The organism is Sphingobacteriaceae bacterium (assembly GCA_016715905.1).
Lineage (GTDB): Bacteria > Bacteroidota > Bacteroidia > B-17B0 > Aurantibacillaceae > Aurantibacillus.
In genome coordinates, this window is the sequence record JADJXI010000003.1 from 47,762 (window position 1) to 73,137 (window position 25,376).

A 25,376-nucleotide genomic window follows, 5' to 3' on the forward strand; every position below is an offset into this window, starting at 1 on the left:
GACTACATACACCAAATACAAGGGAGGTTTTATTGTTTCTAATTTGTTTAATCTTTAAAAACACATAGTTTTTACACATACAGTATAAATAACTATCTGACTATGTGGTTTAATATTCTAAACCATAAAAGAAATAAAAGATCATAAAAGGGTTTTTGGTTAGGGCGTTTTTTGTTGTTGGATTTTCGGAATTTAGGCGAGGTAATTAAAAAGAATTCAAAAAAAAAGCGAAGATAATTCTTCGCTTTTTTTATTTTTAAAACTAATTAGTGTTTTGCTAAATAATCAGCAACTGCGGTATGACTTTCTTTCATACCCTCAGCACCTTTGCTCCAGTTAGCCGGACAAACTTCGCCGTTTTCTTCAAAAAACTGTAAAGCATCCACCATTCTTAAAGCTTCATCTACATTTCTTCCTAAAGGAAAATCATTAATTAACATGTGTCTTACAATTCCGTTTTTATCAATTAAATAAAGTCCACGGAAAGCAATCATTGGTCCTGTTGCAATTAAATCTCCGGCCTCATTCACATCATAATCTCCAAATAAAGTACCATAAGCCAATGAAATTGTTTTGGTAGTATCTGCAACAATAGGATAGGTAACGCCTTTTATTCCCCCGGCTTTTTTATCCATTTGCAACCAACCCCAGTGGCTTTGCTCGGTATCGGTACTACAACCCACAACGGCTACACCTCTGCTTTCAAATTCCTTCAATTTTTCCTGAAACGCGTGTAATTCAGTAGGGCAAACAAATGTAAAATCCTTTGGGTAAAAGAAAAATATAACATGTTTTTTGCCAATGTATTGCTCTAATGAGAAATCGTTTACAATTTCTCCTCCGTTAATTACGGCTTTTGCCTTAAAGGCAGGTGCTTTTTTTCCAACTATACTGCTCATATAAATTTTTTTAATTTGTGTAAAAATAATCATTCCTTTTATATTACAAATAGCTTATCATTGTATATACAATTAATCATTAACAAAATTTAAATTCCATATGAAAAAAGGAGATAAAGCACCGGATTTTTGTTTATTCAACACCCAAAAAAAAGAAAGCAAACTGGCTGATTTTAAAGGGAAAAATCTGGTCTTGTTGTTTTACCCCTTCGCCTTTTCGGGCACTTGTACAACCGAAGTGTGTGCAATAAGAGACAGCCTCGCTGATTACAATGGCTTAAATGCCGAGGTATTGGGGGTTTCATGCGATTCGGTATTTACGCAAATCCGTTTTAAAGACGAACAAAAGTTAAATTTTGAATTATTAAGCGATTACAATAAAGAAATGTCGAAAGCTTACCATACACTTTACGATAATTTTATATTTGGTACAAAGGAAGTGAGCAAAAGATCGGCATTTGTGATTGATAAAAACGGAATCATTCAGTATTCGGAAATTCTGGAAACGGCCGGAGATCAGCCCAATTACCAAGCCATTAAAGATTGTTTAAGTAAGCTGAATGCTTAAAAAATATTTTGATAAAACAAAAATAGAAGCCGGTTGTGATGAAGCCGGAAGAGGTTGTTTGGCCGGTCCGGTTTACGCAGCAGCAGTTATTTTACCTGCAAATTTTAAAAACAAAATGTTAAATGATAGTAAACAGTTGTCGGATGAGCAGCGTTATGCCTTGCGACCTGTGATTGAAAGTGAAGCTCTGGCTTGGGCGGTGGGCGTAGTGAGTCAAACCGAGATAGATGAAATTAATATTTTAAATGCTTCTTTTTTGGCCATGCACAGAGCCATAATGCAATTGCATATTAAACCTGAATTGTTGTTGATTGACGGTAACAGATTTAAACCCTATCCCAATATAATGCACCAATGTATAATTGGAGGAGACGCTAAGTTTTTAAGTATTGCAGCGGCCAGTGTTTTAGCAAAAACATATCGGGATGATTATATGAAAGAAATGGCTATCAAGTATCCGGCCTACGGTTGGGAAACCAATATGGGATACGGAACTAAAAAACACAGGGAGGCCATTAAAAAACAAGGACCTTGCGAATTGCATCGCATGAGCTTTCAGCTATTACCGGCTCAAATACGGCTGGAGTTTTAAACAGCTTAAATTAAATAACTCTTTAAGTTTCACTAAATTCAAATTCAATCATTCTCTACTTTTAAATGATTGAAAAAAACTTCCCTTATACTTTTTACATTACTTGTAATTGCTGCCGTCACAGGTGCCTTCTTAGGCTACCAAAAACTCAAAAGCATTAAGCAGCCCGAAGTTAAAATTACAGAGTTGCTTCCCTCCGATTGTGAAATGCTTTTTATTGCGAGTAATTTCTCCGAAATAAATAATGCCCTCAGTCATCAAAATTTGTTGTGGCAAGATCTCAGTAATACGAATCAATATAATCAAACCAATCAATTGCTGGCATTATTTGATTCACTTTATTCCGGTGAGCCCCAACTGGCAGATTATTTTTCCGAAACACCTGTGTATTGCGCATTCTATAAAAATGGATTTATCATTGCCTTAAGTCTGAAAGAAGTTTCAACCGAAACTAAAATGCAGGAAATTTTTACAAAACTAAATACTACATTATCGCGTAACAATTTACAGGTTGAAATTAAAATGGGAATTGTTTCAATTTCAAATTCCACGGCCTTGTTAAGTTTATTTTATACTAAGGAAAAAAAGAGTTTGTCGGAAAATGATTTGTTTGCTGAATTGAATAATAGTGTGAAGTATGATGGCTTGAGTTTATATCTATCAAAAAGCAGTAAACTACCTATAGCAGGATCATATAGCGGAATTACATTTAAACCCGATCGAATTGTTTTAAATGGCGTTAAAAAAACGGATTCCATCCTTCCCGGAAATTATTTGGGACTTAAACCTTTTCAATCACTTGAATTTATCAAACATGTGCCGTTAATTTGCAATGCATTTGAATTATTTGTTTTAAATACCAATGAATATTTAGCATCCGATAATAAAGCTTTGTGGTGGAAAAGTGTAAATGATTCGGCCATGTACAATGCACAAAAACAATTTTATCAGGCATTGGATGGAATGGCGTCTCAAATATTAATGCCCTCGGGTGAATTAGCCTTAGTACTTGGAATTGAAAATAAAGAAAATATAAACGAATTAATGCCATATATGACAGATTCGCTTTTTGCAAATCAGGTGGGGCGTTTATTGCAGAATAAATACGATTTTTCGGAGAGTACTTTTCCGGATTTAAAAACCCGAAAACTTAAATTCGTACAATTGTTTGATGATTACCTGGTTTTAACCGAATCGGAAAACGATGCTGCTGTGTTTTTTAATGCGCATTTAAATGGAAGTTCAATTTTAAATAACGAACGTTTTAGGATGTACGCCAAAAAGAATTTTGATGCTGATTTTCATTATTTAAATTATTGTTTGATTAATGCCACTTCACGAAAACATATACCTTTTGGCAATTATTTTAGCGATGAAGAAATGAATCATTTCAAAAATGTTGGACATTTTTCATTGGCGGCCAATCATAAAAATGGAATAAGTAATTTTAGGGTAAGTATAAATTATTTGCAGGAAAATGTAAGTGATGAGCCAAATTCATTATGGACATTAAAAACCGATAGCGTAATAAATTACAACAGCTATTTATTTAAAAATCATAAAACCAAAGAAAACGAAATACTATTTCAAGCCGGCAAAAATTTGCATTTAGTGAGTGCAACCGGAAAAGTACTTTGGAAAAAAGAATTGCAAGAATCGATAGAATCTGAAATTTTAACGGTAGATGCATTTAACAATGGCAAATATCAAATGTTGTTTAACACGGCTAATTATTTGCATTTAATTGACCGAAACGGAAATTATGTGGCCCCTTTTCCGGTAAAGTTGCCTGCAGCCGCTACTAACAAATTGCAGATTTTTGATTATGAGAATAACAATGATTTGAGATTATTTATTGCCTGTGAAGACCGTAAAATTTATAATTATACGATTAAAGGAAACAAAAACGAAGGATTTAAACCCCTGCTGACTATGGCTAATGTGAGCTTGCCCATTCGATATGGCAGAGTTGGACTTAGTGATTATTTGATTACGGCCGACGTAAAAGGAAATTTTTATGCTTTTTCGCGCAAGGGAGACGGAAGAATAGATTTTAAAAATAAAATGGTTGAAGATGCTACAACCTTTGAACTTATAGTTTCTAATTCATTAGCCAATACTAAAATAGTTTATTACGACAAGAAGGGAAATTTAATACATCGGGTTTCTTTGACTGATGTTAAAGAAATTAGCAAAATAAATAAAAGTGAAAGTGATCAGCATTATGAATTTTACGACATCAATCAAAATAAACTTTCAGACTTAATTGTGAATAATGGCTCCACTATTGAAATTTATGAAGTGAATGGAGAACCACTGCCGTTTTTAAAATTAACTCAAGAGGCAGAAATTTCCGGCGTGAAAGCCTATGAATCTTCTATACAGAATTTCATTAGCGCATATAGCAGCAGTACTAAAATTTCCTTTGTGTGTCAATTCGAATCAGGACAAGTAAAACAATTTCCGTCAACGGGATTAATTCGGGTTTGTAATTTATTTAATGATGGTAAAGCGTACGCACTGGTTATTTATGAAAACCAGCTACAGTGTATAAAATTATAGATATTCAAATTTTCCAAATACCGAATTCACGGTTACTTTTTTCACCTTATTTTTTTCTACTCTTCCTATAATTTGAGCATCAACGTTAAAAGATTTAGCAATTGCAATTATTTCTTCTGCATTTTTTTCATGGGTGTATATTTCCATGCGGTGTCCCATGTTAAACACTTTGTACATTTCTTTAAAATCCGTTTTACTTTCTTTTTGAATCATTCTGAATAGAGGAGGAAGAGGAAACAAGTTGTCTTTTATTACATGTAAACCCGGATTCAGAAAATGTAAAACTTTGGTTTGAGCTCCGCCGCTGCAATGCACAATTCCTTTAATTTCTTTTCCAAAAGCATCAATAATTTTTTTAACGATAGGGGCGTAGGTTCGGGTTGGTGAAAGCACTAATTTGCCAACGGTAATGTCTTTACTTACTTTTTTATTTCCGGATTGGTAATCCACTTTAATGGTATCGGTAAGCCCCATACCTCCGGTATAAACAACATTTGCTGGTAATGCATTATCATAACTTTGCGGATACTTTCTGGCCATTTTTTTATTAAAAACATCATGTCTGGCACTAGTTAATCCATTACTTCCCATCCCCCCATTATATTCCTTTTCATAAGTAGCTTTGCCCGAACTGGCTAAACCTATCACAACGTTTCCGGCGCTGATTTTATCATTGGAGATTACATCCTTTCTTTGCATTCTGGCAATTACGGTACTATCTACAATAATTGTTCTTACTAAATCGCCAACGTCAGCAGTTTCTCCTCCGGTTGAAGATATAGTAATACCATTGTCTCGTAAATTCTGCAACACTTCTTCTGTGCCATTAATAATAGCAGATAATACTTCTCCCGGAATTAATTTTTTATTTCTTCCGATTGTGGAAGAAAGTAAAATATTTTGAGTGGCACCCACGCATATTAAATCATCCAGATTCATTACGATAGCATCTTGCGCAATTCCTTTCCAAACACTTAAATCACCTGTTTCTTTCCAGTACATATAAGCCAAAGAAGATTTGGTGCCTGCGCCATCGGCATGCATTACTAAACAATGCTTTTTACTGTTACTAAGTTGGTCGGGCACAATTTTACAAAATGCTTTAGGGTATAATCCTTTATCCAGTTTTGCAATGGCGGCATGCACATCTTCTTTAGATGCAGAAACGCCCCTTAAGTTGTATCTATTATCACTCATGTTGGTGCTCAAAAGTAAAATTTATTTAGTTAAGCAAACTTCTTACTTTTACAATCGTTTTGAACAAAGAAAGAATACGTTTATCAATAGTTAGCTATACGAATACCCTCCCATTCCGATGGGCATTAAAAAACAGTGCCCTTTTAAACCAAATAGAATATAGTGAGGACATTCCCAGTATTTGCGCTAAAAAATTATTGTATGATCAAGCTGATTTAGCATTAGTGCCTGTGGTTATATTACGGGACATGAAGGAATATTTTATTGTTTCGGATTATTGTATAGGCGCTCAGGGTAAAGTAGATAGTGTTAAGTTATACAGCCGAGTTCCTTTGCAGGAGATTAAAAGTATCATTTTGGATTATCAATCCAGAACTTCTGTTCAGCTTACCAAAATTCTTTGTAAAGAGCATTGGCAAATTGCACCCAACTTTTTGGATGCATTGCCCGGATATGAATCTGATTTGAATGAAAAAACTGCCATTGTGGTTATTGGTGACCGTACTTTTAAATTGAATGGCACATTTAACTATGAATACGATTTAGCAGAAGAATGGAAAAGCATGACCGGATTACCCTTTGTGTTTGCAGCCTGGGTGTCGAATAAAAAACTGGATGAAAAATTTTTGCAGGATTTTAATGCGGTGCTGAAACAAGGTAAAGAAAATATTTCATCCGCTATTCATTCAGCAGAAAACAAAAGTAATTTAAGTGATTCGGATTTAAGTTTCTATTTGCAGGACAGAATTCGCTATAATTTAACGGATGAGTATGAAAAAGCAATGGAAATATTTTTAAATAAAATGATTTAATCCATAAAATTATCACCCGTTAATACACGGATGCTAAGAGGTAAAATTTTAACTTCTATAATTTCTCCTTCTTTTTTAGGTTCGCCATCAAAGTGAATGTAGTCAGCCTGAGATCTTTCAATAATAATATTTGTACACTCAAATGATTCAATAAGACTGCTTCGGTCTGCCCTGCGACTTAAAATATAATATAATAATCCGAAAACTTCTAAGAAATTAAACGACCTTAATATGACTAAGTTAAATTTCCCGTCTGTCATTTTCGCTTGAGGAGCTATATAAAAATTATTGCCGTATTGACCGGCATTGGCAATGGTAATTAAAAAAGCTTCTCGATCTATATCTACACCATCTACCTTTAATTTATATGAAATTGATTTATATTTTCGAAATTCTTTACTTATGATTTTTATATAAGAAATTAACCCTCTTTTAACACTTGTTGCAAATAAATGACCAATATGCGCGTCAAATCCAAGCCCTGATGTACAAAAAAAAGGAGAATTATTTATAGTGCCTGAATCAATGCTTCGTATATTGTTTTTAAAAAGGGTATTTATTGCATCTTCGGGGTCCATTGGAATATCTAGACTTCTAGCTAATCCGTTTCCCGATCCTGTTGGTATAATTCCGAATAGTATTGTAGAATTCACCAAATGCTGGGCAATTAAATTTACAGTACCATCTCCTCCAACAGCAACAGCATCAGTGAAACCTTCTTTTTTTAACTTATTTATAAGATTTGATAATTCATCTAATTTATTCCATAACTTAATTTCGAATGAAATTTTGCCAAGTAATTTTTTATGAATGATTGGAATTAAGGATTCCCCTCTTTTTTTACCTGCTTTGGGATTAATAATGAAAAGCATTTTACGATGCATGCTACTAAAATACATCAAAAATCTTATCTTTAAGCTTTCAATTTCTAGCTATGATTAATGTATTAAAGTCCTTAGGTGTTAAAGAAGTAAATGAAGGTTGTTCAACCGGTAAAAATTGGTTTTCGCAAGGCGAAGCTTTTGATTCTTACAGTCCGGTTGATGGTAAATTAATTGGCAAAGTAAAAAGTGCTACTAAAGCTGATTATTTTAAAGTTGCAGCTGCAGCATCAAATGCCTTCAAATATTGGAGGGAAATACCTGCGCCTAAACGAGGTGAAATAGTAAGACAGTTTGGTGATAAACTTAGAGCCAATAAAGAAAATTTGGGAAAATTAGTTTCCTACGAAATGGGAAAATCATTACAGGAAGGTTTAGGTGAAGTGCAGGAAATGATTGATATCTGTGATTTTGCAGTGGGTTTGTCGAGACAGTTATACGGATTACAAATACAAAGCGAAAGACCAAATCATCGCATGATGGAACAGTGGCATCCGCTGGGTATTGTGGGTATAATTTCAGCATTTAATTTTCCGGTGGCTGTTTGGTGCTGGAATTCAGCTTTAGCCTGGATTTGTGGTGATGTTTGCATTTGGAAACCATCCGAAAAAACGCCACTTTGTTCTATAGCCTGTCAAAATATCTGGAACAAAGTTGCAGAAGAAAATAATCTGCCGGAAGGAATTTCTTGTATCATTAATGGTGATTATACAATTGGTGAATTATTAACTCAAGACAATAGTGTGCCTTTAATTTCAGCAACGGGTTCTACCAGAATGGGTCGGATAGTTGGTGCTAAAGTAGCGGAACGTTTTGGAAAATCTATTTTGGAATTGGGCGGAAATAATGCCATTATAATTACCGAAAATGCAGATTTAGAAAACACGTTAGTTGGTGCAGTTTTTGGCGCAGTGGGTACAGCGGGGCAACGTTGTACTTCAACCCGCCGATTAATTATTCATGAAAGTATGTATGAAAAAGCGAAGGCCATGTTAATTAAAGCATATGCGCAAATAAAAATCGGAAACCCTTTGGATGAACAAAATCATGTAGGTCCATTAATTGATAAAGCAGCTGTAAATAATTATCAGTCTGCTTTGGAAAGTGTAATTTCTGAAGGAGGTAAGATTATTGTGCCCGGTGCAGTATTGGAAGGTAAAGGATATGAAAGCGGATGTTATGTAAAACCTGCCATTGCTGAAGCCAGCAATGAAATGGCCATTGTGCAACACGAAACTTTTGCTCCTATATTGTATATTATGAAATATAAAACACTGGAGGACGCTATTGCACTTCAAAACGGAGTTCCACAAGGATTATCCAGTGCAATTATGACTTTAAATATGAGAGAAGCTGAATTATTTTTAAGTTGCTCAGGAAGTGATTGCGGTATAGCCAATGTGAATATAGGAACCAGTGGTGCAGAAATTGGCGGCGCTTTTGGAGGTGAAAAGGAAACAGGCGGAGGAAGAGAAAGTGGTTCTGATGCTTGGAAAGCCTATATGCGCAGGCAAACCAATACCATCAATTGGGGAAATAAATTACCGCTTGCCCAGGGAATAAAATTTGAAATCTAAAATAAAAGGGAGGATATTCCTCCCTTTTTTTTATATGTGGCACTCTGAATATAATGAAGGGTTGGCGGATTTGTAATTCTCACATTGTTCTTCCGCTTTTTTCTTGGTATCTTTTATTTGATATTCTACCGTACCGGAATTAGCCGTTTTGTGACATTCGCAGTGGTATTCTTTTTTACAGGAAACGGTTCCGCAAATTAATGCAATTGCGGAAAGTTTAATTAGGATGTTTTTTTTCATTTGAGTTATTTGTTTTAAGTTATTATTTTTTAATTGGATTTAATCGATAAGGGAATAATTAATTTAAAATTAATGTCTCTGCCCATATTGTATATTCCGCTTCTTCCACTTCCGTTTACCGGATAATTATCAAAATATTTCAGGCGACTCATGTTACTTTGATAAATTTCATCGGCTAAGTTATTAACGTTAACGCTAAGGCTGAAGAGTACCCGATTATTTTTATTTACAACATCAGTTCCTATACCGGCATCCAGCAGAAAATAACTTGGTGTTTTGGTTTCAGTTCCAAAAGCGGAATAAATTTTATTTTGTTCGGCATAATATTGAAAACCTGTTTTTACATACGTATTTTTGAAACAAGCGATTTTCTTTTTGAGGTCTGCACGAATCTCAGTAACGGTTCGGAATGGTGGGATTAAAGGAAGATACTTGGTGCTATCTGTTACTTTCACTCCATTTCCTCCCAAATTTTGAGCGGAAATAAATGAAACTGCATTTTCGATGTGTAACCAATCGAAGGGGTGTGGATGAATGTCAAAACTAAATTCTGCTCCGTATAATTGAGCTTTGGTTTGATTAAAGCGGTATACTGGTACAAAATCATTCCCCTTTTCAGCCAATGAATCACCGCCAAATGCCGAACTAAGTTTTTCATTGTAAATATAATTACTAATAAGATTATGGAATAAATCGAGTTCACCTGATATATGTTCTGTTTCAAAGAAAATACCCAGATCTTGTTGTAAGCTGAATTCGGGAATGAGTTCCTTATTTCCCAATTGGAGTAATCCGGTGCCGGTGTGTACACCTTTGGAAGCAATTTCGGAAATATTCGGCGCTCTATATCCTCTTGCAATATTTGTTTTTAAGCCCAGATGTTCTGAAAAGTTATACGTTAAACCTATTCCGGCACTTACACCGCTAAAATTTGCACGATAATTTGGAAATTGTTCTATAATAGTACTGTCCTGCTTATTTTCAGCTACCGGATAAACTAAACCACTTACACTATCTTCCCTTGTGTAGAGGCCCGTGTTATAAAATGATCTTTGATCGGTTCTAATTCCGCCGGTAATATCCAGCTTACCAAAATTCTTTCTTACATAAAGAAATGGTCCGAAATCAAACAGATAATAATCGGGAATTACAAATTCATGTGCATGTTCATTTTTATTTTCCTGGTAAAACCCGTTGATACCAATATCGGCATCAATGCCTTTTATTTCCGGAAAATGAAATTTCAAATCGTAAGTTATAGTGTTTAATAGCATATTCAATTCCGGATGATCTAATTCACTAGCGTTGTGAAATTCTTTTCTTGAACTTTGTTGAACACCAAACTTACTTACTAATCTGCTTCTTCCTAAATGAAAGCCGGAGGTAGCAAATAGGCGCAAATGTTTAATGTGTTGTTGAGCGCCTTCGAGTTTATACGAATTCAGTTCCTCTTTATCTATCAAATGCAAGAGGGTATCCTCTTCACTCAACGATTTCACAAATTTTCTTGAACTGGAATCTCTATCACCGCTGGGTACTTCCTGTTTGTTTTCATAGTAACTGAAATTAAAGTGCGTATACCCCCAATTTTTATTGAAACCGGCATACAAGTTCAAATCTGACTCGTCGAATTTGGTACCGTATACTTTACCGTCTACTTTATTTGTATAATTTCCTGCTTTTTTCTTTGAAATTCTTCCGCCATAAATCAAAGCGCCTTCACTGCCGGCAAAAGAAAAAGAACCGGTATATTGTTTGTTATTGGAATGGTACGCGCTAAGTAAGGATCCTTTAGTGCTACCTTCCGGTTGTGGATTGGCAGGAAGTAAATTAATTACACCGGCCAGGGCATCACTGCCATAAATTAAACTAGCCGGACCTTTAACAACTTCTATTCTGTCAATTAAAAACTGGTCAATCTCAACGCCATGCTCTTCGCCCCACTGTTGGCCTTCTTGCCTCACACCATCAAATAAAGTGAGCACACGATTCATTCCTAAACCCCGAATAAATGGTTTGGATATGTTTGGTCCGGAATTTACAGAACTTAAACCGGGCACCTTATTTAAAGCTTCAATAATATTGTTATACGAATTTTGCTGAAGCACGCGACTACTGATGTTTACCATGGGTACCGGGCTTGTTTTACTTTCTGTGGCGTGATTATGTCCGGTAACTACAATTTCTTCTTCTTCCAAAACGGATTCTTCCATATCAATATTAAGAACTGTATTAGTATCAAGTGCTATAGATTTAACAATGGTTTTGAATCCAATCATTTTAAATTGTACCAAGGTTTTTATTTTAGGAAGTTTTTCGAATTTGTAGTGCCCCTGAGATGAACTGGTTATACCCATTTTTAAATCAGGGAAGTAGACTACTACTCCCGGAATAGCTTCGTTATTTTGTTTGTTTTTTATTGTTCCGCTTAAGTTTACCTGACTATACAATAGGCTCACCGGTAAGAACAATAAAAAGATTAAATATCTTTTCATTGATGATAATTTTAAATAATTTGTTTTTTCACAGTGTGAAACCGCGAATTAATTTAATCCTGAAAAATTAAATGTTGTAGGGAGGTCCTCTTACAAGAAAAGAATTGGAATTATCATCAAAGGAAATACTTTGATAGTTTTTTAAAGGGGAAGTAAATAAATCAAAGTCGGCTTTTTCAATAAAAATTAAATGGGTAGACTCAAATGCCGTTGTTTGATAAGTAAGAAAGGCACAATGTGTATGTTTAGATTCAATGGATTTTTCATTCTGGTGATCATGTTCAATGCAAGTTGCATGTTCGGTGTCATTATGGTTTGCAAATAAATCGTGAAGTGTATGCGTAGGCAACATCCCCCATAGGAAAATAAGTGTTAAAAAGAGGGATAAATATTTTTGTAAAATCTTCAGGGAACAAAAATAATCAATAATTATCAAAGGCAAAACTGATTATTTCTTAATTAAGGATTCAATTTGCGTAATATTCAAGTGAAAAAGTTCATTTAAAGTTTGTATATCAATATCTTGTTCAGGGTTTAAGTAATATACCTTTACCATCTTTCTGCCTTCCTTTTTTAGTTTAGGATGCTTTAATAATTTTCCATGTATAAAACCTAAATAAACTATATTATTTTTGTTTACCGACAGATAACAACAATTTTTGTTTTTGAAAGTAAAGAAAGGAATTCCATATTTTAAGGTTTCACCAAAATTCGGATGAAAGGATAAAATGTAATTCCGGATAAATAACAAGCAGCCTTGAATAGGTTCTGGATGTGATAGGATATAATGGTCAATAGATAAACTCATTTCACAAAAAAAGGCAAAACTAATTTTGCCTTTTCAATTAAAGTATAATAATTAGTTAAAAGAAATCAAAAAAGAAGATTACCGCGGCTTCGCGCTTATTAACACCTTTAGCAGAACCAATTACACTGCCGTTTTTTCGGATATCCCCATTATCTTCCACTTTGCCCTTCACACTACCGCTAATTCTAACATCGCCATTAGATTCAACTTTACCAATTACTGAACCGTTTTTACGAATATCGCCGTTGGATTCGATTTTTCCTTTTACGCTACCACTCACACGAATGTCGCCATTGGACTCAAATTTTCCTTTTACGCTTCCGTTAATGCGAACATCACCATTGGATTCGATTCTGCCAAAACTTGAACCGCCTTTTCTTAAATCCTGAGCCGATAGTTGCAAGGTAAGGAAGCTTATTCCTGCAAGCATTAATAATTTTTTGAATTTCATAAATTTAATTTTTAGTTTATGAATGTAATTTCAACTTTTAAATTGGAATACGCAAATATATCCCTTCAACTTATATTATTTTATCGGAATCCAAATTTCTTCTTCCGAGGAGTCAGCGTTTTTGTTAAATTTTTCTCCCAATATTTCAAAATGCGGTCGCTTATCAATTTTTAAACTGGCATTTGGAAGAACTTCGTTAAATACTTTCATGAAGAAGGCCGGTGCTTTTTGTGGATTTCCTTTATATTGAAATACGGCATATTCACCTTGCGGAATGATTAACTCTTCCATGTTTTTTGGTAAATGAGCGTTTAAGTTTACTTGTTTACAGGCCCATTTTTCAAATTCAAGATTTGGATTAAATGCAGAAAAATAAAATTCAGGATAGTTTTGAATGGAGAATAATTCATCTCCTATGCTATCGTCAATTGTTTTATGAAGAGGAATAAATTCAGACCAAAGTTTTTCAGTAGTATTGTTTATCAAATTCATTTTTTTTCTGCGTCCGAAAAACCGACTAGACGGAAAAAATTTGCGTTCAAATTCCATTAATTATTTTTTGCGTGAAAGTAGAATGAGGTGTGTGGAATTTTCTTTTCCCGGAACCTCATAATTTACATACAAAGTTTTAATTAATTCAAAATTGTTTTCTTTCAATAGCTGGGTTAAAAATTCTTCTGAATAATAATGCATATGCATTTTATAATGTCCGTCACTGCTGGTTTCGAATTTAGAATTTTCATAATTCCCCTCAATTGCACTTAAATAAAGTATTCCTTTCTCTTTAAGAATACGATTTGCATTTTGAATAAGTAATTTGGCATCTTCTTTTGCTAAATAGGGCAACACAAAACCACACATCAGTCCGTCATACGTATTCGTTTGTTTATTCAAATCTCGGCAATCCATGGTAATGAATTCAACTTCCGGATTATTTTGTTTCGCCAATTGAACCATAGAAGGAGAAACATCGCTGGAAGTAATTTTTAAATCAGGTTGTTTTGATTTTAAATATTTTGTGATATTTCCGGGTCCGCAGGCAATTTCAAAAATTTCGGCGTTTTCTTTGGGTAAATGACTTAGGAAAAGATTATAACTTTCATTATACAATTCCATATTCATAAATTTTTCCTGATAGGCTTTTGCCAGCTTATCCCAGGTTAAAATTGTATCTAAATAATGATCCATTATTAATTTGTTTGCTTATTGTTTTTAATAAATAGTTTGCCTGCAATAAAAGCCATTGGAATATAAGCTAAGGCTAGATCGGTAATATTAAACCAAGTAGGTGAAGGGAGCATAAAAACGTTTATAGTTCCTCCTAATAAATACCAGCATCCTATGGAAATGGCAAATTTCATTTTATGTGTTGCAGCAATCAAAGCAGCAATAGCGGCTCCGGCAAAGGATCCTAAGGCATGCGCTAAAAACGGCATTAAAAAATGTTTAGGCTCAAATAAATGCATGGAGGCCACTAAGCCTTCCATGGTGGTTACATCAGCGCCATGTGGAGGAGGAATAATTTTACCGCTGATCATAATAATTCCCATATTTAAAGAGCCCCCGGCTAAAACGCCAATGATTACTGCTATAATGTTTCTTACTATTGGATTCATGATGAAAACTTCCGTTGGATAAATGTAAACTTTTCGATGATAAATCAAAAGTGGAGTTATGCATTACTCATGTGATTTTTTAAACAATAATATCAGTATTGAATAGATACAATTTAGGTAATTTGCTGAAGGAGAAACGGAATTTTATTTTTTTGCCCGACAATAAACATCTGATTTTTCAACCGGATATTTATTTTCCAAATCAATGTCATTAAAGCCCTTTTTATTACCCCACATAAATAATTTTTCAAAAAAGGGAAGTAACTTATTATTTTTTATTTGATTCAGGAAATATACTTCGTGTTCTTTTTCTTTAATTCCCATTTCATAAAGTATAATATCGTGTTTGGTAATTCCAAGTTCATTAAACCAAATTTTCATTCTGAAATATTCACAAACATTTCCGCTTTCCAGTCTTCCTGCAAAATAATAGGGCATAAACCATCCGATTACATAACAACTTGCCGAAATAATTTTTCCAATGATGTGAAAGCGGATTTCAAACCATTTTGAAACGGGGATATCATATTCATTCATAATTGCTAAAACTTCTTTGCGATGGAGCCATTCATCCAATTCAATTTGTTTTATCGCTTTTTTTTCCCACGGATTTTTTACTGAATTAGCATGGCCAATGTAAGCAAATGCCGCAGCCTTTTCAGCTGAATATGCTTGCTGTAATAATCTGACTAAAGGCTGATGCTTAAGCTTCATGCTGTTTTAATTCCTATGATACACACATCGTCTACTTGCTCATGATTCCCTTTCCATCGGTTGAATTCTTCTTTTAATTTTTGATTTTGTTGTTGACAAGGTAAGGTATGAATGTCTAATAAGGTTTGTTGCAATTTTTTGTATTTATATTTTTTACCTTTTTCTCCTCCAAACTGATCAGCCATTCCATCGGTAAATAAATAGAGCATGGAATTATCGGGTAAATGAAAATTATGATTGGAGAATGTCAATTGTTTTTCGTTGTATCCTATGTGTTGTTTATCGGCTTTGATTTCTTTTAATTCTCCTTTGTTGATATACCAAAGAGAATTATTTGCACCGCTCCATTGTATTTGTTTTGTTTTATGATTCAATCTAAGTATAGAAATATCCATGCCATCTTTCACGTCCCCTTTATTTTTTACAAAAGCTTCACGAACCAATTCGCTTGTTTTATTTAAAATTTCATGTGTTTCTGAAAGCTTAAACTCTTTAATGGAACGGGATAGGGCTCCGGAACATAAAACCGACATCATGGCACCGGGCACTCCATGTCCGGTACAATCTGCTGCAGCAATGAAGGCAAAGTCTTGATTTTTTTCAAACCAGTAAAAATCTCCGGCCACAATATCTTTAGGCAAATAAAATATAAAATGATCGGTTAATGCATTTTCAATGTCAGACGTTGACGGCAAAAGTGCTTCTTGCAATCGTTTAGCATATTGTATACTGTCAATAATATCTTTATTCTTCTCATCAATTATTTTTTTTTGGTAACTGATAGTTTGTTGGGCTTTTTCAATAGTATTTGTTTTGTCCCACACACTATAAACGATAAGCATTAAGGGAATAAGTGCTAAAACTATAGGAGGATCTGAAGCTGTTTCTTCTAGTAAAAATGGAACATTAAGAGCGCCATTTAATTGGTGATTAATAACCAAATAAATAATCGGAATCCAATTGATGAAAAAACAAAATAAAATGCGAACCCAGCCTTTTTGTAGAATTATGCTTAGTAAAACAAAAAAGCTAAGCCAACCCATATTAATGGCATCTACCGAATTGTTGGCAAACACCATATAGGTAAGCGTGGAAATTACGGATGCAACAATAAAAAAAGTATTAACAGACCGGTTTGTATTTTGCTGTTTTTTAAGAATAAAAGGAAAAGTACACATGGCCAATAAGGCCAAAACATGAAGAACCATGGCTTTGTAATAGCCTAATATGTAATCTGATAATATTGGAAGCGAAAAACAAACAATAAAAAAAATGACCAGCCGAAATAAAAGCAAAGTATTTGCTATTTCAAAAGGATCATTTGATTTTGCGAGTAAATCTTTTAGAAAATAATTCCGTATTTTATTCATAGAGCAATTCAGTATATGAATGTAACAAAAATAAGCTATTTGTCAAATGTTTATTTAAAACGGAATTATTAATTAAAAGGGGAATAAATCTTCATAGCTATATTCTTTTAGTGCATTTTCGTTATCACCTACTGCATTTTTGCCTTTTAATTTTGATACACTGTGGTATTTCAAATTTGCATCGGCGTACGGGACACAAAGATTCAATAATTTTAATTTGTCATCATCAGATATGCAAGGCTTTAACCATTCATCTTGTTTTTCCTTATCTAAAATAACGGGCATGCGGGGCATTTCCAATTTTGGATTATTGTGAATTTTATTCATGAATCCATTTGCCCGGGTGGTGACTATAGCGGTGGTATTAACAATTTCGCCGGTTTCTTTATTCACCCATTCTTCCCACAAACCTGCGATGGCCAAGGGTTCGTCAATTACAGATTGAATATAAAATGGAAAAGTTTTTGAGCCTTGATGATGATGTTCAAAAAAACCGTCCAAATAAATTAAACATCTTTTATTTTTTGCAGCATTTCTGAAGGATGGTTTTTCAAAAATAGTTTCACATTTTGCATTTAAAGTTTGGTTGGAGATGGTTTTAGCTGTTTGAATATCTTTAACCCAGGCTGGAATTAACCCCCAATAAAAAGCTTGCGGCTCATCCGGTTTTTCGTTGGTGAAAACCATTAATTTGGGGTGAGCAAATCCACTTACGTAATGATGCGAAGGCAGTTCTTTTATCCAGGTTTCTAATTTTTTTTCAAGAGCGGCGATATATGCAGGATCATCTCTACGGTGTTTGGCATATTTAATGAGTGCTTTTAATCCGGATGTGACGTCGTAACACATTTCAAATAAACTCTCCTTTTTTAAAATAATCAATTATGGCATCAACCATTAGTTTGTTTTGCTGTTTCGAATCTAAAAAAGGGATTTCCTCTTTTAAGTTCCAATGTGGCCAGCCTTCTTCATCAAGTCCGATATATTCATAAAAACCATAAGGCTCAAGCAAAGTGCAAATGGCGATATGCATAATTTCAACTTTCTGATCTTTTTTGAATTTACGAAAAAGTTTGCCGAGTTCATTGATGCCAATTAAATAAAGTAAAGAATCAATGTCTACTTCACTGCCAAATCTGTCTTTTAAATTTGTTTGTAATATTTGCCAATCACTGCTCATTCTTCTTCATCTTTAATTTCATTAAGTAGATGCTGAATAAATTCCAGCACATCCTCCTTACCGGTTCTTTTTTCGGCAGAGGTAATGAAACTATTGGGTAATTCATTCCAATGGTTGAGTAATTCCTTCTCAATTTTATTAATATTTTTGGCTAATTCGTTTTTCGAATTTTTATCAGCCTTGGTATACAAAATTGCAAACGGAATTTCTTTTAAAGCGCACCATTGCATAAATTCTAAGTCAATGTGTTGAAGGGGCAATCTACTGTCAATTAAAATAAACAAACAACTTAAATTTTCTCTTCGAAGGCAATAATCGCTTATTAGTTTTTCAAATTTTTCTAAATCTGATTTTGAACTCTTTGCATAACCATATCCGGGTAAATCTACTAAATGCCATCTTTCATTAATGAGAAAAAAATTGAGCAATTTGGTTTTACCGGGCGTTGCAGATGTTTTTGCTAATTTGTTATTATTACAAAGCATGTTGATTAAAGAAGATTTGCCCACATTACTTCTTCCAATAAACGCAAATTCAGGTATAGTTCCCTTAGGACAATCTGCTAATGCTGCCGCGCTTTTTTTAAATATGGCTTTTGAAATAATCAAGCTCTGTTTTGTAACTCTTTAATATAAGTGTTTAAATGCCGGTCTTTTTTACTTTCGTAAATATCAGCAATCGTAACCAAAATACCGGTTTCTTCCACTCCGCCAAATGTTGGGTTGATGGCAGTACCAAAACTTTTCATGGTTGGACTTAAATTCATATATGCATTAACCAAAGGCGGAATATTTTCGCCCAAGGCTCTTACGTTTTTGTTTAAGAGTGCATGTCCTTCTTTGTAATTTAATTTAGCAAGTTCATTTAAAAATTCAGTGACATCAGATTTTAATTCAACAGTATGAATTGGAGTAACCATGTTGTCGGGGTCCGGAAAATAATGTTTTAAAAAGGATAAAATATAATCTCTGGCCTGCACATTAAAATCGGTATACATGGTTACCTTACCGTAAAAATGTTTCTGTGACGGATTATCAATTACGATGGCGCCTAAACCATCCCATAAATTATCTAAGCTGAATAGACCTTTTCGGAATTGTTCACTAGGTTGATAAAGTGGCTGAATAAAGGATCTCCCCAATTCTATGGTATAGGGTAAATACTCTTGGTAAAACTTTTCATGAAAATTAAAGAGTTCAGTAACCGCTAAATGAACTTTACCATTTCGGTATTCCGCATCTTTGCATAAAATAAAACGATATGCCCCAACAATCTCCTTATCCTCCGGATTCCAAACCAATAATTGCTGATAAGGATGTTCACTCACGTCAAATTCATCCAAATCAACCGATTTTCCGGTGCCTCCTCCGGCATGCCTGAAAGTAACTTCCCGTAAACGGCCAATTTCCTGCATCACCTGAGGCGAATTCTTATGATTAATAATATATATTGCATTATTACCATTATTGGTTTTTCTTACAAAACGCTCTTTGTTAAGCTCATCCTGTAAAGCCTCTTTACTGATTTTATCAATTATCGTTTCCATAAAGTTTTTAAAGATACATTTAATAACGAAGAATATGCGCATTTCAAAATTAAGAAAAGTATTTTTGTATCTTTAGTTTTTAAATGGAAAAGGGAATAATTATAAGTTGTATTTTTTTTATTTTTTGCTTAATTCCGTTTAATTATTTTTCCCAGAATTCTTACACTTTCACATCATCCAATCAACCCGAAAGTTGTTATAAAGGTGCAGCCGGAGTGCAAATTGATGGAATACAAACTAATGACACCATTACGTTAAGTTGGAGCAACGGACAATCGGGCGTATTCTCAATCAATGAATTGGTAGCAGGAGATTATAATGTGATTATTAATATTAAAAATAAATTGGATACAACAATAAATTTCAAAATAGAAAAAATCGAATGTGAGATTATATTTGAAAGTCATTTTACGCCTAACGGCGATAATTACAATGATACGTGGGAAGTTTATCGTACCGAGTTTTACCCCGAATTTGAATTATACATCTTTAATAAATGGGGACAGCAGGTTCATAAAATAAACAACACTTTTAAGCCCTGGGATGGCAAATCGGGTGGGCTAAACGCTGCGGATGGAACTTATTATTATGCATTTTATTTTAAAGCCAATGACGGTAAACCATTAAAGGGAAGCTTTACTTTATTAAGATGAAAAAGTGTAAGTACATATTTCTCTTTTTAATCTGTGGTAAAATTATAAACGCACAGCAATTTCCGCAATACACGCAGTTTACGTTTAATAAAATTGGTTACAATCCGGCTTCTTCGGGTACTTCACTGGCAGCACCGTTTGAAATAATATTTGGGGCAAGAACTCAATATATAGGTGTACCTAACAACCCCAAATCAACCTTTGTTTCATTTAATTATAATTTTGTTCCGCCACGCGCTTATAGTAAATGGCATAATGTGGGCATGTATATTGATCAGGATCAAAACGGAAATTTTGTACACAATGATGTTTGGTTGTCATATACCTTTCATAAAGTTATTGCCAGTAAAACGGTTTTAGCGGCCGGCGTATTTGCCGGTATAAAACAGTATCGTTTAGCTTTAAATAATTTGGATAGAAATGATCCCGCCGTGCAAAATAGTGCCGGCTCAATTATTGCCTATCCGGATATAGTTCCAGGTATCCGAATTACCAAACGTAATTTTTTTGCCGGTATTTGTTTACAACAGGTAAGTATTTATTCGCAAAAAGGGATAGGTGGAAAAATCGGAAGCCCTTCACGTGTTTGGCCTCACTATAATTTCACTACCGGAATTAAAACCAAATTAAATTATTATAATTCCCTAGTTATTGCAGCCAATGTAAAAGGATCTTTTACCGGCGTTCCTTCGGCTGAATTAAATATAATGGATTATGTAAGCAAACTAGTTGGTTTTGGCGTAAGTATTCGAAATAAAAATTTTGTATGCGGAATAATACAATTTAGATTAGCCAGAAAGTTTAATGTAGGATTAGCTTATGACTTGGCCATAAATAAAATGTTTAAAGCCGCACCCCACACGGGCGAAGTCATGATTGCATTCACACCTGTTTTCAATGGTGAAACTATCAGCAAAAAAACCGCAAGAGTAGTTGATGATTGTACATTTTAAATAAAAAAGAATATTCTTTTTTTCCAGTTTTATCGAAATAAGCTCCACTTAACAAACAGAAAGCACCGCTTTTAAGATTCCCTAAAATAATTTATGGAATCGGACTTAACTTTACATCATAATAGTAAATCAATCATTAAAATTCAATGTTATGAGCTACTTACTAAACAACCAGCAAAAAATGAACGAGATTATTTTTATGAATAAAAATAGATCATACGGGGCCTACATCCTTCGTTCGCAGTATGGAAATACAGTGGTAAAAGCACTCTCCTGGATGATTTTGGGAATGGGTTTAATATTAAGTATGGCTTATTACAGCGTTCATCGGGGAGATTCATTCAGCAATGAACAAATTATCCCGACTGATATACCAAATTTTAAAGAAGTAATTTTTAATTTGGAAAAACCACAACCCAAAGCTGCACCCGATCCGGCTCCTAAACCTAAAAGTGCATCTGCAGTTTCTTCGGCAATTAGTACCAATATTTCCGATACAGCGGTAGTTAATACGAATACCGTTACGAATGAAAATATGAATTTGGGTAGCAGCAATACAAGCTCCTCAACAAATGTAAGTACCACCAATACGAATTCGGGAACAGGAAGTGAAACAGGAACATTAACAACAGGAGGAAACAATGAAGTGCATATGATTGCCGATTCTTCTCCTGAATTTGAAGGCGGTTTAAAAGCACTTTACGCCCACCTGAGTTCACATTTAAAATTCCCGGAACAAGCTCGGGATGCCGGAAAAGATGGAACGGTACATGTGCGATTTGTTGTAGATGAAAATGGAAAAGTATCCAAAGCCGAAGCATTAAATAAAGTGGGTTTTGGAATGGAAGTGGAAGCTATTCGGGTGGTAAGTAGTATTCCTGCATTTAAAAAACCCGGCATGATGAATGGAAAACCGGTGAAAGTGTATTATACCTTACCCATCAGCTTTAAATATCGTTGAGTTTTGTCTGCCTCAATTGTAAGGATTGTTGAGGTTTTTTACATAACAAAAAAGGGCTTTTTTAAAGCCCTTTTCTTTTATCCTAAAAGTTGTTTCACTAATGCAGAAACAATTTTATTATCTGCTTTTCCGGCAAAGGCTTTGGAGGCTGCGCCCATTACTTTACCCATATCACCCGCACCGTTAGCGCCTACTTGTGTAATTATTTTTTGAAGTTCTGCTTTTATTTCTTCTTCACTTAATTGTTTAGGAAGATAGGCTTCCATAACATTCGCTTGAAAAAGTTCGGTTTCTTCTAAATCTGCCCGGTTTTGCGTTTTATAAATTTCAGCACTTTCTTTACGCTTCTTCACTTCTTTTTGAAGGGCCTTGTTCACCGAATCTTCGCTTAAACCTTCCGGTGAGGTTTTTAATAAAAGGATAACTGATTTTATAGCTCTTAAGGCTTCCAGTTTTTTTGCCTCTTTGGCCAGCATGGCGGATTTAATATCCGTATTTATTTGTTCTTCAATATTCATAATTAGGATTTGCTTGAAATAAAACCGCCCTTCCGGTTTATCCGAAAGGGCGGAAATAAAAATGAGTTTATTAATGATTAACAGTAATTCTTCCAGACTTAAGCGAGCGATTACCGCCATCGGTTAATTTGAATAGATACAAACCATTATTGTAATCGCTTACATTCAACTGTGCTTTGCCGTTTTGAAGTAAAATAGATTCTACCTTTTTACCGGTTAAATCAAAAATATCCACTTGCTTGGCTAAATCACTTGGGGTACTAAAATTCACTTGTGTGCTGGCAGGATTTGGGAAAACATTGAGGTTAATGTTTTGAACGCTGTTATCCTTAATACCCACCGTATTGTAGTTTTTCTGAACGTAGGCATATTTCTGAACAGATGTACCTAAACCAGAAAGGGTTGAGGTATTAATGGTAACAATAGGATATTTAGAATCTGATAAAGAATAAAAGTCTTCAACCACCTGTTGGGCATTGCCCGGAATTCCTCCGGCTGTAAAGCTAATTACTACACCGGTAGTTACTCTAATAACATTGCTGAAGGTTTTTGCAGGTAGAGCCATAGTTCCTGTAGCAAGTGCAGTTACAGTACATACACCGGTAAATGTTCCACTTTGGCCTAATGTAGTAATCGAACCGGAAATAGGACTAGTTGTACCGCCATTTAAAGAAGTAGGATAAGCCATATAGGAAGCAGCGTTAGCAAAACGCAACTCGGCTGAAATATCGCCTAAAGTTAAATTTCCACCCCAGTATTTTAAATCATTGGCAGTAGAACTATAAAACGAACCCGGTAAAGTGGACGAGCTTACTGCAACACTTGCAGATGGCCAAATGGTATTACTTGATGCAGTAACCGTATAATTTTGACCTAAAGAACTATGTGTAACAATTGCGAAACTCCAACTTTCAGAAGCTGTGTTTGATCCTGCACTAACTGTAGTTGAATCAATTTGCCAGGTTCCGTATTGGTCTCCTTGTAAGGGTTCGTGATTAGCTTTGGTGATGGTAATTTGAGCCTGAACGTTTAATAAAACAAAGCTCAATAAAATAAGTGAATAAATTTTTTTCATATTTTTTAATTGTATAAGCAAATATATAAAAAATTGCCCTTGTTTTTAGCGTTTTAAAAAGCTTAGATTAATTTCAATAATTTTAACACTTTTTCAATGTCGCCCGGCGTGTCAATACAATGGCTGTCAAAATTGGTTTCTGCGCATTTAATCGCATAGCCATTTTCAATCCATCGGAGTTGTTCCAAAGACTCGGCTTTTTCAAGTGAAGAGGGCTTGAGTTGTGTAATTTCGGCTAAAATGTTCGCTTTGTAAGCATACATACCTACATGACGGTAATAGTTAAATTGGCTGTGCCATTGTTTTTCATTCACGCCTTTTAAATATGGAATAACGTTTCTGCTGAAATAAATAGCTTCGTTTTTGTGGTTTAATGTAATTTTTACTTCTCCGGCATCAAACAAGGTTTCGTAATCATTACACTTAATCATTTGCGTTGCAATTTTTGTTTTGCCATCACATATAGCGGCGAGTGAATTTATTTGTTCGGGATCAAGAAAAGGTTCATCGCCTTGAATATTTAAAACGTAATCGTAATTTTTATTATTTAACACGTAAGCCTCATAACACCGGTCGGTTCCGCTAATGTGTTCTGTTTTGGTCATCACTGTTTTTGCTCCGAATTCATGGGCGTGATTCATAATTCTTTCATCATCGGTAGCTATAATAACTTCAGCTAAACTTTTTGCTTTTGTAGCTTGTTCATATACTCTTTGCAACATGCTTTTGCCGTGAATTAAAGCCAGGGCTTTACCCGGAAAACGGGTAGAGGCATAGCGTGCCGGTATAATGCCTATAATTTTCATGTGTTGCTTATTGATTTCAAAAATAAGTAAAAAGTATTAGGTAACTTAGCAAAATATTATGAAACGGTTTGGTTATTATTTTTATCCCGTTTTAATACCGGCGATATTGTTGTGCTCCTTTTCAGGTAAAGACGAGGTTAATGCAGTTAAATTATTATCGCAAATGAACGATTCCATCAAAAATATCCAAACTTTACGCGTGAAAATTTTTGCACTGGAACGAATAGAGAAAAAGTATTTATCAGCCAATTCAGAAATCAAACTGCAAACGAGTCCCCGAAAATTATATTTCATCAATCCCCAAAAGAAACTGGAAATTTTATTTATTGAAAAGGAAAATGGAGATAAAGCCATAGTTAAACCGCATGTTTTTCCGTATTTCACCATGTTATTGGATCCGCGTGGAAATCTGATGCGCAAAAATCAACATTATACCATACATGAACTGGGATTTGATTTTATAGGCAAATCGGTAGCCTTAACAATTAGCAAAGATAAAGAAGGTACCAAACATTTCCGTTACCATGGATTAGTAACCCGAAACGGTAAAAAATGCCATTACATTGAATATGAAAATAAATCGTATGGTTATGTAAATTATGTGGTAAAAGAGAAAGAGACTGTGACTTCTATTGCTTACACAAATATTGTAAATGATTACTTAATCCGATATCACAATGATTTGGTAAATGATTTCGGGTATTTAAAAAAGGGGAGAACAATTCAAATTCCAAATTTGTACTGTAAAAAAGCGGTTCTTTTTATTGATGAGAAAATGATGTTACCCATTGAGATTTCTCTTTATGATGAAATGGGAATATTTGAAAATTATACATTTTCTGATATTGTGAAAAACGGAGTTATTAATACTGAAGAATTTTCGCGACAATAAAAACTATCAC

Annotated in this window: 29 protein-coding genes; 9 read left to right on the top strand and 20 right to left on the bottom strand. The window is 34.4% G+C overall.

The genetic code is table 11. The features are described from left to right. Window positions 1-266 precede the first annotated feature (266 nt). On the bottom strand, window positions 267-899 hold the full coding sequence (locus tag IPM51_00490) for a peroxiredoxin (protein MBK9282777.1): 633 nt from the start codon (window positions 897-899) through the stop codon (window positions 267-269). A 100-nt stretch (window positions 900-999) separates the two neighbouring features. Between IPM51_00490 and IPM51_00495 the strand changes: the two genes are divergently transcribed. From IPM51_00495 to IPM51_00505, 3 genes are all read left to right on the top strand, one after another. Further along, entirely contained in the window at window positions 1,000-1,467 is a 468-nt protein-coding gene (locus IPM51_00495; GenBank protein ID MBK9282778.1) for a redoxin domain-containing protein, read from the top strand. Next, window positions 1,460-2,059, top strand: coding sequence for a ribonuclease HII (locus IPM51_00500; protein ID MBK9282779.1), 600 nt, complete (start codon window positions 1,460-1,462; stop codon window positions 2,057-2,059). The genes IPM51_00495 and IPM51_00500 overlap by 8 nt, the downstream gene beginning before the upstream one ends. 69 nt (window positions 2,060-2,128) lie before the next feature. Beyond that, window positions 2,129-4,621 carry a hypothetical protein gene (locus IPM51_00505; GenBank protein MBK9282780.1) on the top strand — a complete coding sequence of 831 codons (2,493 nt, stop codon included), beginning with the start codon at window positions 2,129-2,131 and terminating at the stop codon, window positions 4,619-4,621. Here the strand turns inward: IPM51_00505 and IPM51_00510 are convergent. After that, the gene (locus tag IPM51_00510) at window positions 4,616-5,818 is read right to left on the bottom strand and encodes a phosphoribosylformylglycinamidine cyclo-ligase (GenBank protein ID MBK9282781.1); all 1,203 of its coding nucleotides are present in this window, start codon (window positions 5,816-5,818) and stop codon (window positions 4,616-4,618) included. The two genes, IPM51_00505 and IPM51_00510, sit on opposite strands and share 6 nt — an antisense overlap. Before the next feature lie 59 nt (window positions 5,819-5,877). Here IPM51_00510 and IPM51_00515 point away from each other — a divergent pair, with 59 nt between their 5' ends. Then, window positions 5,878-6,630 (top strand): menaquinone biosynthesis protein, encoded by a 753-nt coding sequence (locus tag IPM51_00515; GenBank protein ID MBK9282782.1) that lies wholly within the window; start codon window positions 5,878-5,880, stop codon window positions 6,628-6,630. Here the strand turns inward: IPM51_00515 and IPM51_00520 are convergent. Beyond that, window positions 6,627-7,514, bottom strand: a complete 888-nt coding sequence (locus IPM51_00520; GenBank protein MBK9282783.1) for a diacylglycerol kinase family lipid kinase — start codon at window positions 7,512-7,514, stop codon at window positions 6,627-6,629. The two genes, IPM51_00515 and IPM51_00520, sit on opposite strands and share 4 nt — an antisense overlap. A 50-nt stretch (window positions 7,515-7,564) precedes the next feature. Here IPM51_00520 and IPM51_00525 point away from each other — a divergent pair, with 50 nt between their 5' ends. Then, window positions 7,565-9,088, top strand: coding sequence for an aldehyde dehydrogenase family protein (locus IPM51_00525; GenBank protein MBK9282784.1), 1,524 nt, complete (start codon window positions 7,565-7,567; stop codon window positions 9,086-9,088). Between the two features lie 30 nt (window positions 9,089-9,118). Here IPM51_00525 and IPM51_00530 read toward each other — a convergent pair whose 3' ends face one another. The 14 genes from IPM51_00530 to IPM51_00595 form a co-directional block, all read right to left on the bottom strand. Then, window positions 9,119-9,328: a hypothetical protein gene (locus IPM51_00530; GenBank protein MBK9282785.1), complete on the bottom strand. Its 210-nt coding sequence runs from the start codon at window positions 9,326-9,328 to the stop codon at window positions 9,119-9,121. Window positions 9,329-9,357: 29 nt separating this feature from the next. Continuing rightward, window positions 9,358-11,823: a TonB-dependent receptor gene (locus IPM51_00535; protein ID MBK9282786.1), complete on the bottom strand. Its 2,466-nt coding sequence runs from the start codon at window positions 11,821-11,823 to the stop codon at window positions 9,358-9,360. A gap of 67 nt (window positions 11,824-11,890) precedes the next feature. Next, on the bottom strand, window positions 11,891-12,265 hold the full coding sequence (locus tag IPM51_00540) for a hypothetical protein (GenBank protein MBK9282787.1): 375 nt from the start codon (window positions 12,263-12,265) through the stop codon (window positions 11,891-11,893). 6 nt (window positions 12,266-12,271) lie between these two features. Further along, window positions 12,272-12,631, bottom strand: coding sequence for a DUF1801 domain-containing protein (locus IPM51_00545; protein MBK9282788.1), 360 nt, complete (start codon window positions 12,629-12,631; stop codon window positions 12,272-12,274). 55 nt (window positions 12,632-12,686) lie between these two features. After that, window positions 12,687-13,082, bottom strand: a complete 396-nt coding sequence (locus tag IPM51_00550) for a polymer-forming cytoskeletal protein (protein MBK9282789.1) — start codon at window positions 13,080-13,082, stop codon at window positions 12,687-12,689. 75 nt (window positions 13,083-13,157) lie between these two features. Further along, window positions 13,158-13,631 carry a GyrI-like domain-containing protein gene (locus tag IPM51_00555; GenBank protein MBK9282790.1) on the bottom strand — a complete coding sequence of 158 codons (474 nt, stop codon included), beginning with the start codon at window positions 13,629-13,631 and terminating at the stop codon, window positions 13,158-13,160. A gap of 3 nt (window positions 13,632-13,634) precedes the next feature. After that, window positions 13,635-14,270: a class I SAM-dependent methyltransferase gene (locus tag IPM51_00560; GenBank protein ID MBK9282791.1), complete on the bottom strand. Its 636-nt coding sequence runs from the start codon at window positions 14,268-14,270 to the stop codon at window positions 13,635-13,637. 2 nt (window positions 14,271-14,272) lie between these two features. Beyond that, on the bottom strand, window positions 14,273-14,698 hold the full coding sequence (locus IPM51_00565; GenBank protein ID MBK9282792.1) for a hypothetical protein: 426 nt from the start codon (window positions 14,696-14,698) through the stop codon (window positions 14,273-14,275). A 144-nt stretch (window positions 14,699-14,842) separates the two neighbouring features. Continuing rightward, window positions 14,843-15,412, bottom strand: coding sequence for a hypothetical protein (locus IPM51_00570; GenBank protein MBK9282793.1), 570 nt, complete (start codon window positions 15,410-15,412; stop codon window positions 14,843-14,845). After that, window positions 15,409-16,782 (bottom strand): SpoIIE family protein phosphatase, encoded by a 1,374-nt coding sequence (locus IPM51_00575; protein ID MBK9282794.1) that lies wholly within the window; start codon window positions 16,780-16,782, stop codon window positions 15,409-15,411. The genes IPM51_00570 and IPM51_00575 overlap by 4 nt, the downstream gene beginning before the upstream one ends. Window positions 16,783-16,854: 72 nt before the next feature. After that, window positions 16,855-17,631: an SOS response-associated peptidase gene (locus tag IPM51_00580; GenBank protein ID MBK9282795.1), complete on the bottom strand. Its 777-nt coding sequence runs from the start codon at window positions 17,629-17,631 to the stop codon at window positions 16,855-16,857. A 1-nt stretch (window position 17,632) separates the two neighbouring features. After that, a complete protein-coding gene (locus IPM51_00585) occupies window positions 17,633-17,962 on the bottom strand; it encodes a hypothetical protein (GenBank protein ID MBK9282796.1) in 330 nt (109 codons plus the stop codon). Next, window positions 17,959-18,570 carry a YihA family ribosome biogenesis GTP-binding protein gene (locus tag IPM51_00590; protein ID MBK9282797.1) on the bottom strand — a complete coding sequence of 204 codons (612 nt, stop codon included), beginning with the start codon at window positions 18,568-18,570 and terminating at the stop codon, window positions 17,959-17,961. Before IPM51_00590 ends, IPM51_00585 begins: the two co-directional genes overlap by 4 nt. Next, complete coding sequence (locus tag IPM51_00595; protein ID MBK9282798.1) at window positions 18,567-19,508, bottom strand: GNAT family N-acetyltransferase; 942 nt, start codon at window positions 19,506-19,508, stop codon at window positions 18,567-18,569. Before IPM51_00595 ends, IPM51_00590 begins: the two co-directional genes overlap by 4 nt. Before the next feature lie 83 nt (window positions 19,509-19,591). Between IPM51_00595 and IPM51_00600 the strand changes: the two genes are divergently transcribed. The 3 genes from IPM51_00600 to IPM51_00610 all read left to right on the top strand — a co-directional run bounded on the left by IPM51_00600 (window position 19,592) and on the right by IPM51_00610 (window position 22,075). Further along, window positions 19,592-20,161: a gliding motility-associated C-terminal domain-containing protein gene (locus IPM51_00600; protein ID MBK9282799.1), complete on the top strand. Its 570-nt coding sequence runs from the start codon at window positions 19,592-19,594 to the stop codon at window positions 20,159-20,161. Beyond that, window positions 20,158-21,114 (top strand): PorP/SprF family type IX secretion system membrane protein, encoded by a 957-nt coding sequence (locus IPM51_00605; GenBank protein ID MBK9282800.1) that lies wholly within the window; start codon window positions 20,158-20,160, stop codon window positions 21,112-21,114. The genes IPM51_00600 and IPM51_00605 overlap by 4 nt, the downstream gene beginning before the upstream one ends. A gap of 151 nt (window positions 21,115-21,265) precedes the next feature. Continuing rightward, complete coding sequence (locus tag IPM51_00610) at window positions 21,266-22,075, top strand: energy transducer TonB (GenBank protein MBK9282801.1); 810 nt, start codon at window positions 21,266-21,268, stop codon at window positions 22,073-22,075. A 77-nt stretch (window positions 22,076-22,152) separates the two neighbouring features. Here IPM51_00610 and IPM51_00615 read toward each other — a convergent pair whose 3' ends face one another. The 3 genes from IPM51_00615 to kdsB all read right to left on the bottom strand — a co-directional run bounded on the left by IPM51_00615 (window position 22,153) and on the right by kdsB (window position 24,474). Next, entirely contained in the window at window positions 22,153-22,593 is a 441-nt protein-coding gene (locus IPM51_00615) for a GatB/YqeY domain-containing protein (GenBank protein ID MBK9282802.1), read from the bottom strand. 70 nt (window positions 22,594-22,663) lie between these two features. Beyond that, a complete protein-coding gene (locus tag IPM51_00620) occupies window positions 22,664-23,668 on the bottom strand; it encodes a T9SS type A sorting domain-containing protein (protein ID MBK9282803.1) in 1,005 nt (334 codons plus the stop codon). A 62-nt stretch (window positions 23,669-23,730) separates the two neighbouring features. After that, window positions 23,731-24,474, bottom strand: coding sequence for a 3-deoxy-manno-octulosonate cytidylyltransferase (kdsB, locus tag IPM51_00625; GenBank protein MBK9282804.1), 744 nt, complete (start codon window positions 24,472-24,474; stop codon window positions 23,731-23,733). Between the two features lie 58 nt (window positions 24,475-24,532). Between kdsB and IPM51_00630 the strand changes: the two genes are divergently transcribed. After that, the gene (locus IPM51_00630) at window positions 24,533-25,366 is read left to right on the top strand and encodes a DUF1571 domain-containing protein (protein ID MBK9282805.1); all 834 of its coding nucleotides are present in this window, start codon (window positions 24,533-24,535) and stop codon (window positions 25,364-25,366) included. The last annotated feature ends 10 nt before the right edge of the window (window positions 25,367-25,376 follow it).

Excerpts from the sequence above, each read along its gene's own strand:
- IPM51_00490 (MBK9282777.1), bottom strand. The coding sequence starts at position 899 with ATGAGCAGTATAGTTGGAAAAAAAGCACCTGCCTTTAAGGCAAAAGCC.
- IPM51_00495 (MBK9282778.1), top strand. The coding sequence starts at position 1,000 with ATGAAAAAAGGAGATAAAGCACCGGATTTTTGTTTATTCAACACCCAA.
- IPM51_00500 (MBK9282779.1), top strand. The coding sequence starts at position 1,460 with ATGCTTAAAAAATATTTTGATAAAACAAAAATAGAAGCCGGTTGTGAT.
- IPM51_00510 (MBK9282781.1), bottom strand. The coding sequence starts at position 5,818 with ATGAGTGATAATAGATACAACTTAAGGGGCGTTTCTGCATCTAAAGAA.
- IPM51_00520 (MBK9282783.1), bottom strand. The coding sequence starts at position 7,514 with ATGCATCGTAAAATGCTTTTCATTATTAATCCCAAAGCAGGTAAAAAA.
- IPM51_00525 (MBK9282784.1), top strand. The coding sequence starts at position 7,565 with ATGATTAATGTATTAAAGTCCTTAGGTGTTAAAGAAGTAAATGAAGGT.
- IPM51_00530 (MBK9282785.1), bottom strand. The coding sequence starts at position 9,328 with ATGAAAAAAAACATCCTAATTAAACTTTCCGCAATTGCATTAATTTGC.
- IPM51_00535 (MBK9282786.1), bottom strand. The coding sequence starts at position 11,823 with ATGAAAAGATATTTAATCTTTTTATTGTTCTTACCGGTGAGCCTATTG.
- IPM51_00545 (MBK9282788.1), bottom strand. The coding sequence starts at position 12,631 with ATGAGTTTATCTATTGACCATTATATCCTATCACATCCAGAACCTATT.
- IPM51_00550 (MBK9282789.1), bottom strand. The coding sequence starts at position 13,082 with ATGAAATTCAAAAAATTATTAATGCTTGCAGGAATAAGCTTCCTTACC.
- IPM51_00555 (MBK9282790.1), bottom strand. The coding sequence starts at position 13,631 with ATGGAATTTGAACGCAAATTTTTTCCGTCTAGTCGGTTTTTCGGACGC.
- IPM51_00560 (MBK9282791.1), bottom strand. The coding sequence starts at position 14,270 with ATGGATCATTATTTAGATACAATTTTAACCTGGGATAAGCTGGCAAAA.
- IPM51_00565 (MBK9282792.1), bottom strand. The coding sequence starts at position 14,698 with ATGAATCCAATAGTAAGAAACATTATAGCAGTAATCATTGGCGTTTTA.
- IPM51_00570 (MBK9282793.1), bottom strand. The coding sequence starts at position 15,412 with ATGAAGCTTAAGCATCAGCCTTTAGTCAGATTATTACAGCAAGCATAT.
- IPM51_00575 (MBK9282794.1), bottom strand. The coding sequence starts at position 16,782 with ATGAATAAAATACGGAATTATTTTCTAAAAGATTTACTCGCAAAATCA.
- IPM51_00580 (MBK9282795.1), bottom strand. The coding sequence starts at position 17,631 with ATGTGTTACGACGTCACATCCGGATTAAAAGCACTCATTAAATATGCC.
- IPM51_00585 (MBK9282796.1), bottom strand. The coding sequence starts at position 17,962 with ATGAGCAGTGATTGGCAAATATTACAAACAAATTTAAAAGACAGATTT.
- IPM51_00595 (MBK9282798.1), bottom strand. The coding sequence starts at position 19,508 with ATGGAAACGATAATTGATAAAATCAGTAAAGAGGCTTTACAGGATGAG.
- IPM51_00600 (MBK9282799.1), top strand. The coding sequence starts at position 19,592 with ATGGAAAAGGGAATAATTATAAGTTGTATTTTTTTTATTTTTTGCTTA.
- IPM51_00605 (MBK9282800.1), top strand. The coding sequence starts at position 20,158 with ATGAAAAAGTGTAAGTACATATTTCTCTTTTTAATCTGTGGTAAAATT.
- IPM51_00610 (MBK9282801.1), top strand. The coding sequence starts at position 21,266 with ATGAGCTACTTACTAAACAACCAGCAAAAAATGAACGAGATTATTTTT.
- IPM51_00615 (MBK9282802.1), bottom strand. The coding sequence starts at position 22,593 with ATGAATATTGAAGAACAAATAAATACGGATATTAAATCCGCCATGCTG.
- IPM51_00620 (MBK9282803.1), bottom strand. The coding sequence starts at position 23,668 with ATGAAAAAAATTTATTCACTTATTTTATTGAGCTTTGTTTTATTAAAC.
- kdsB (MBK9282804.1), bottom strand. The coding sequence starts at position 24,474 with ATGAAAATTATAGGCATTATACCGGCACGCTATGCCTCTACCCGTTTT.
- IPM51_00630 (MBK9282805.1), top strand. The coding sequence starts at position 24,533 with ATGAAACGGTTTGGTTATTATTTTTATCCCGTTTTAATACCGGCGATA.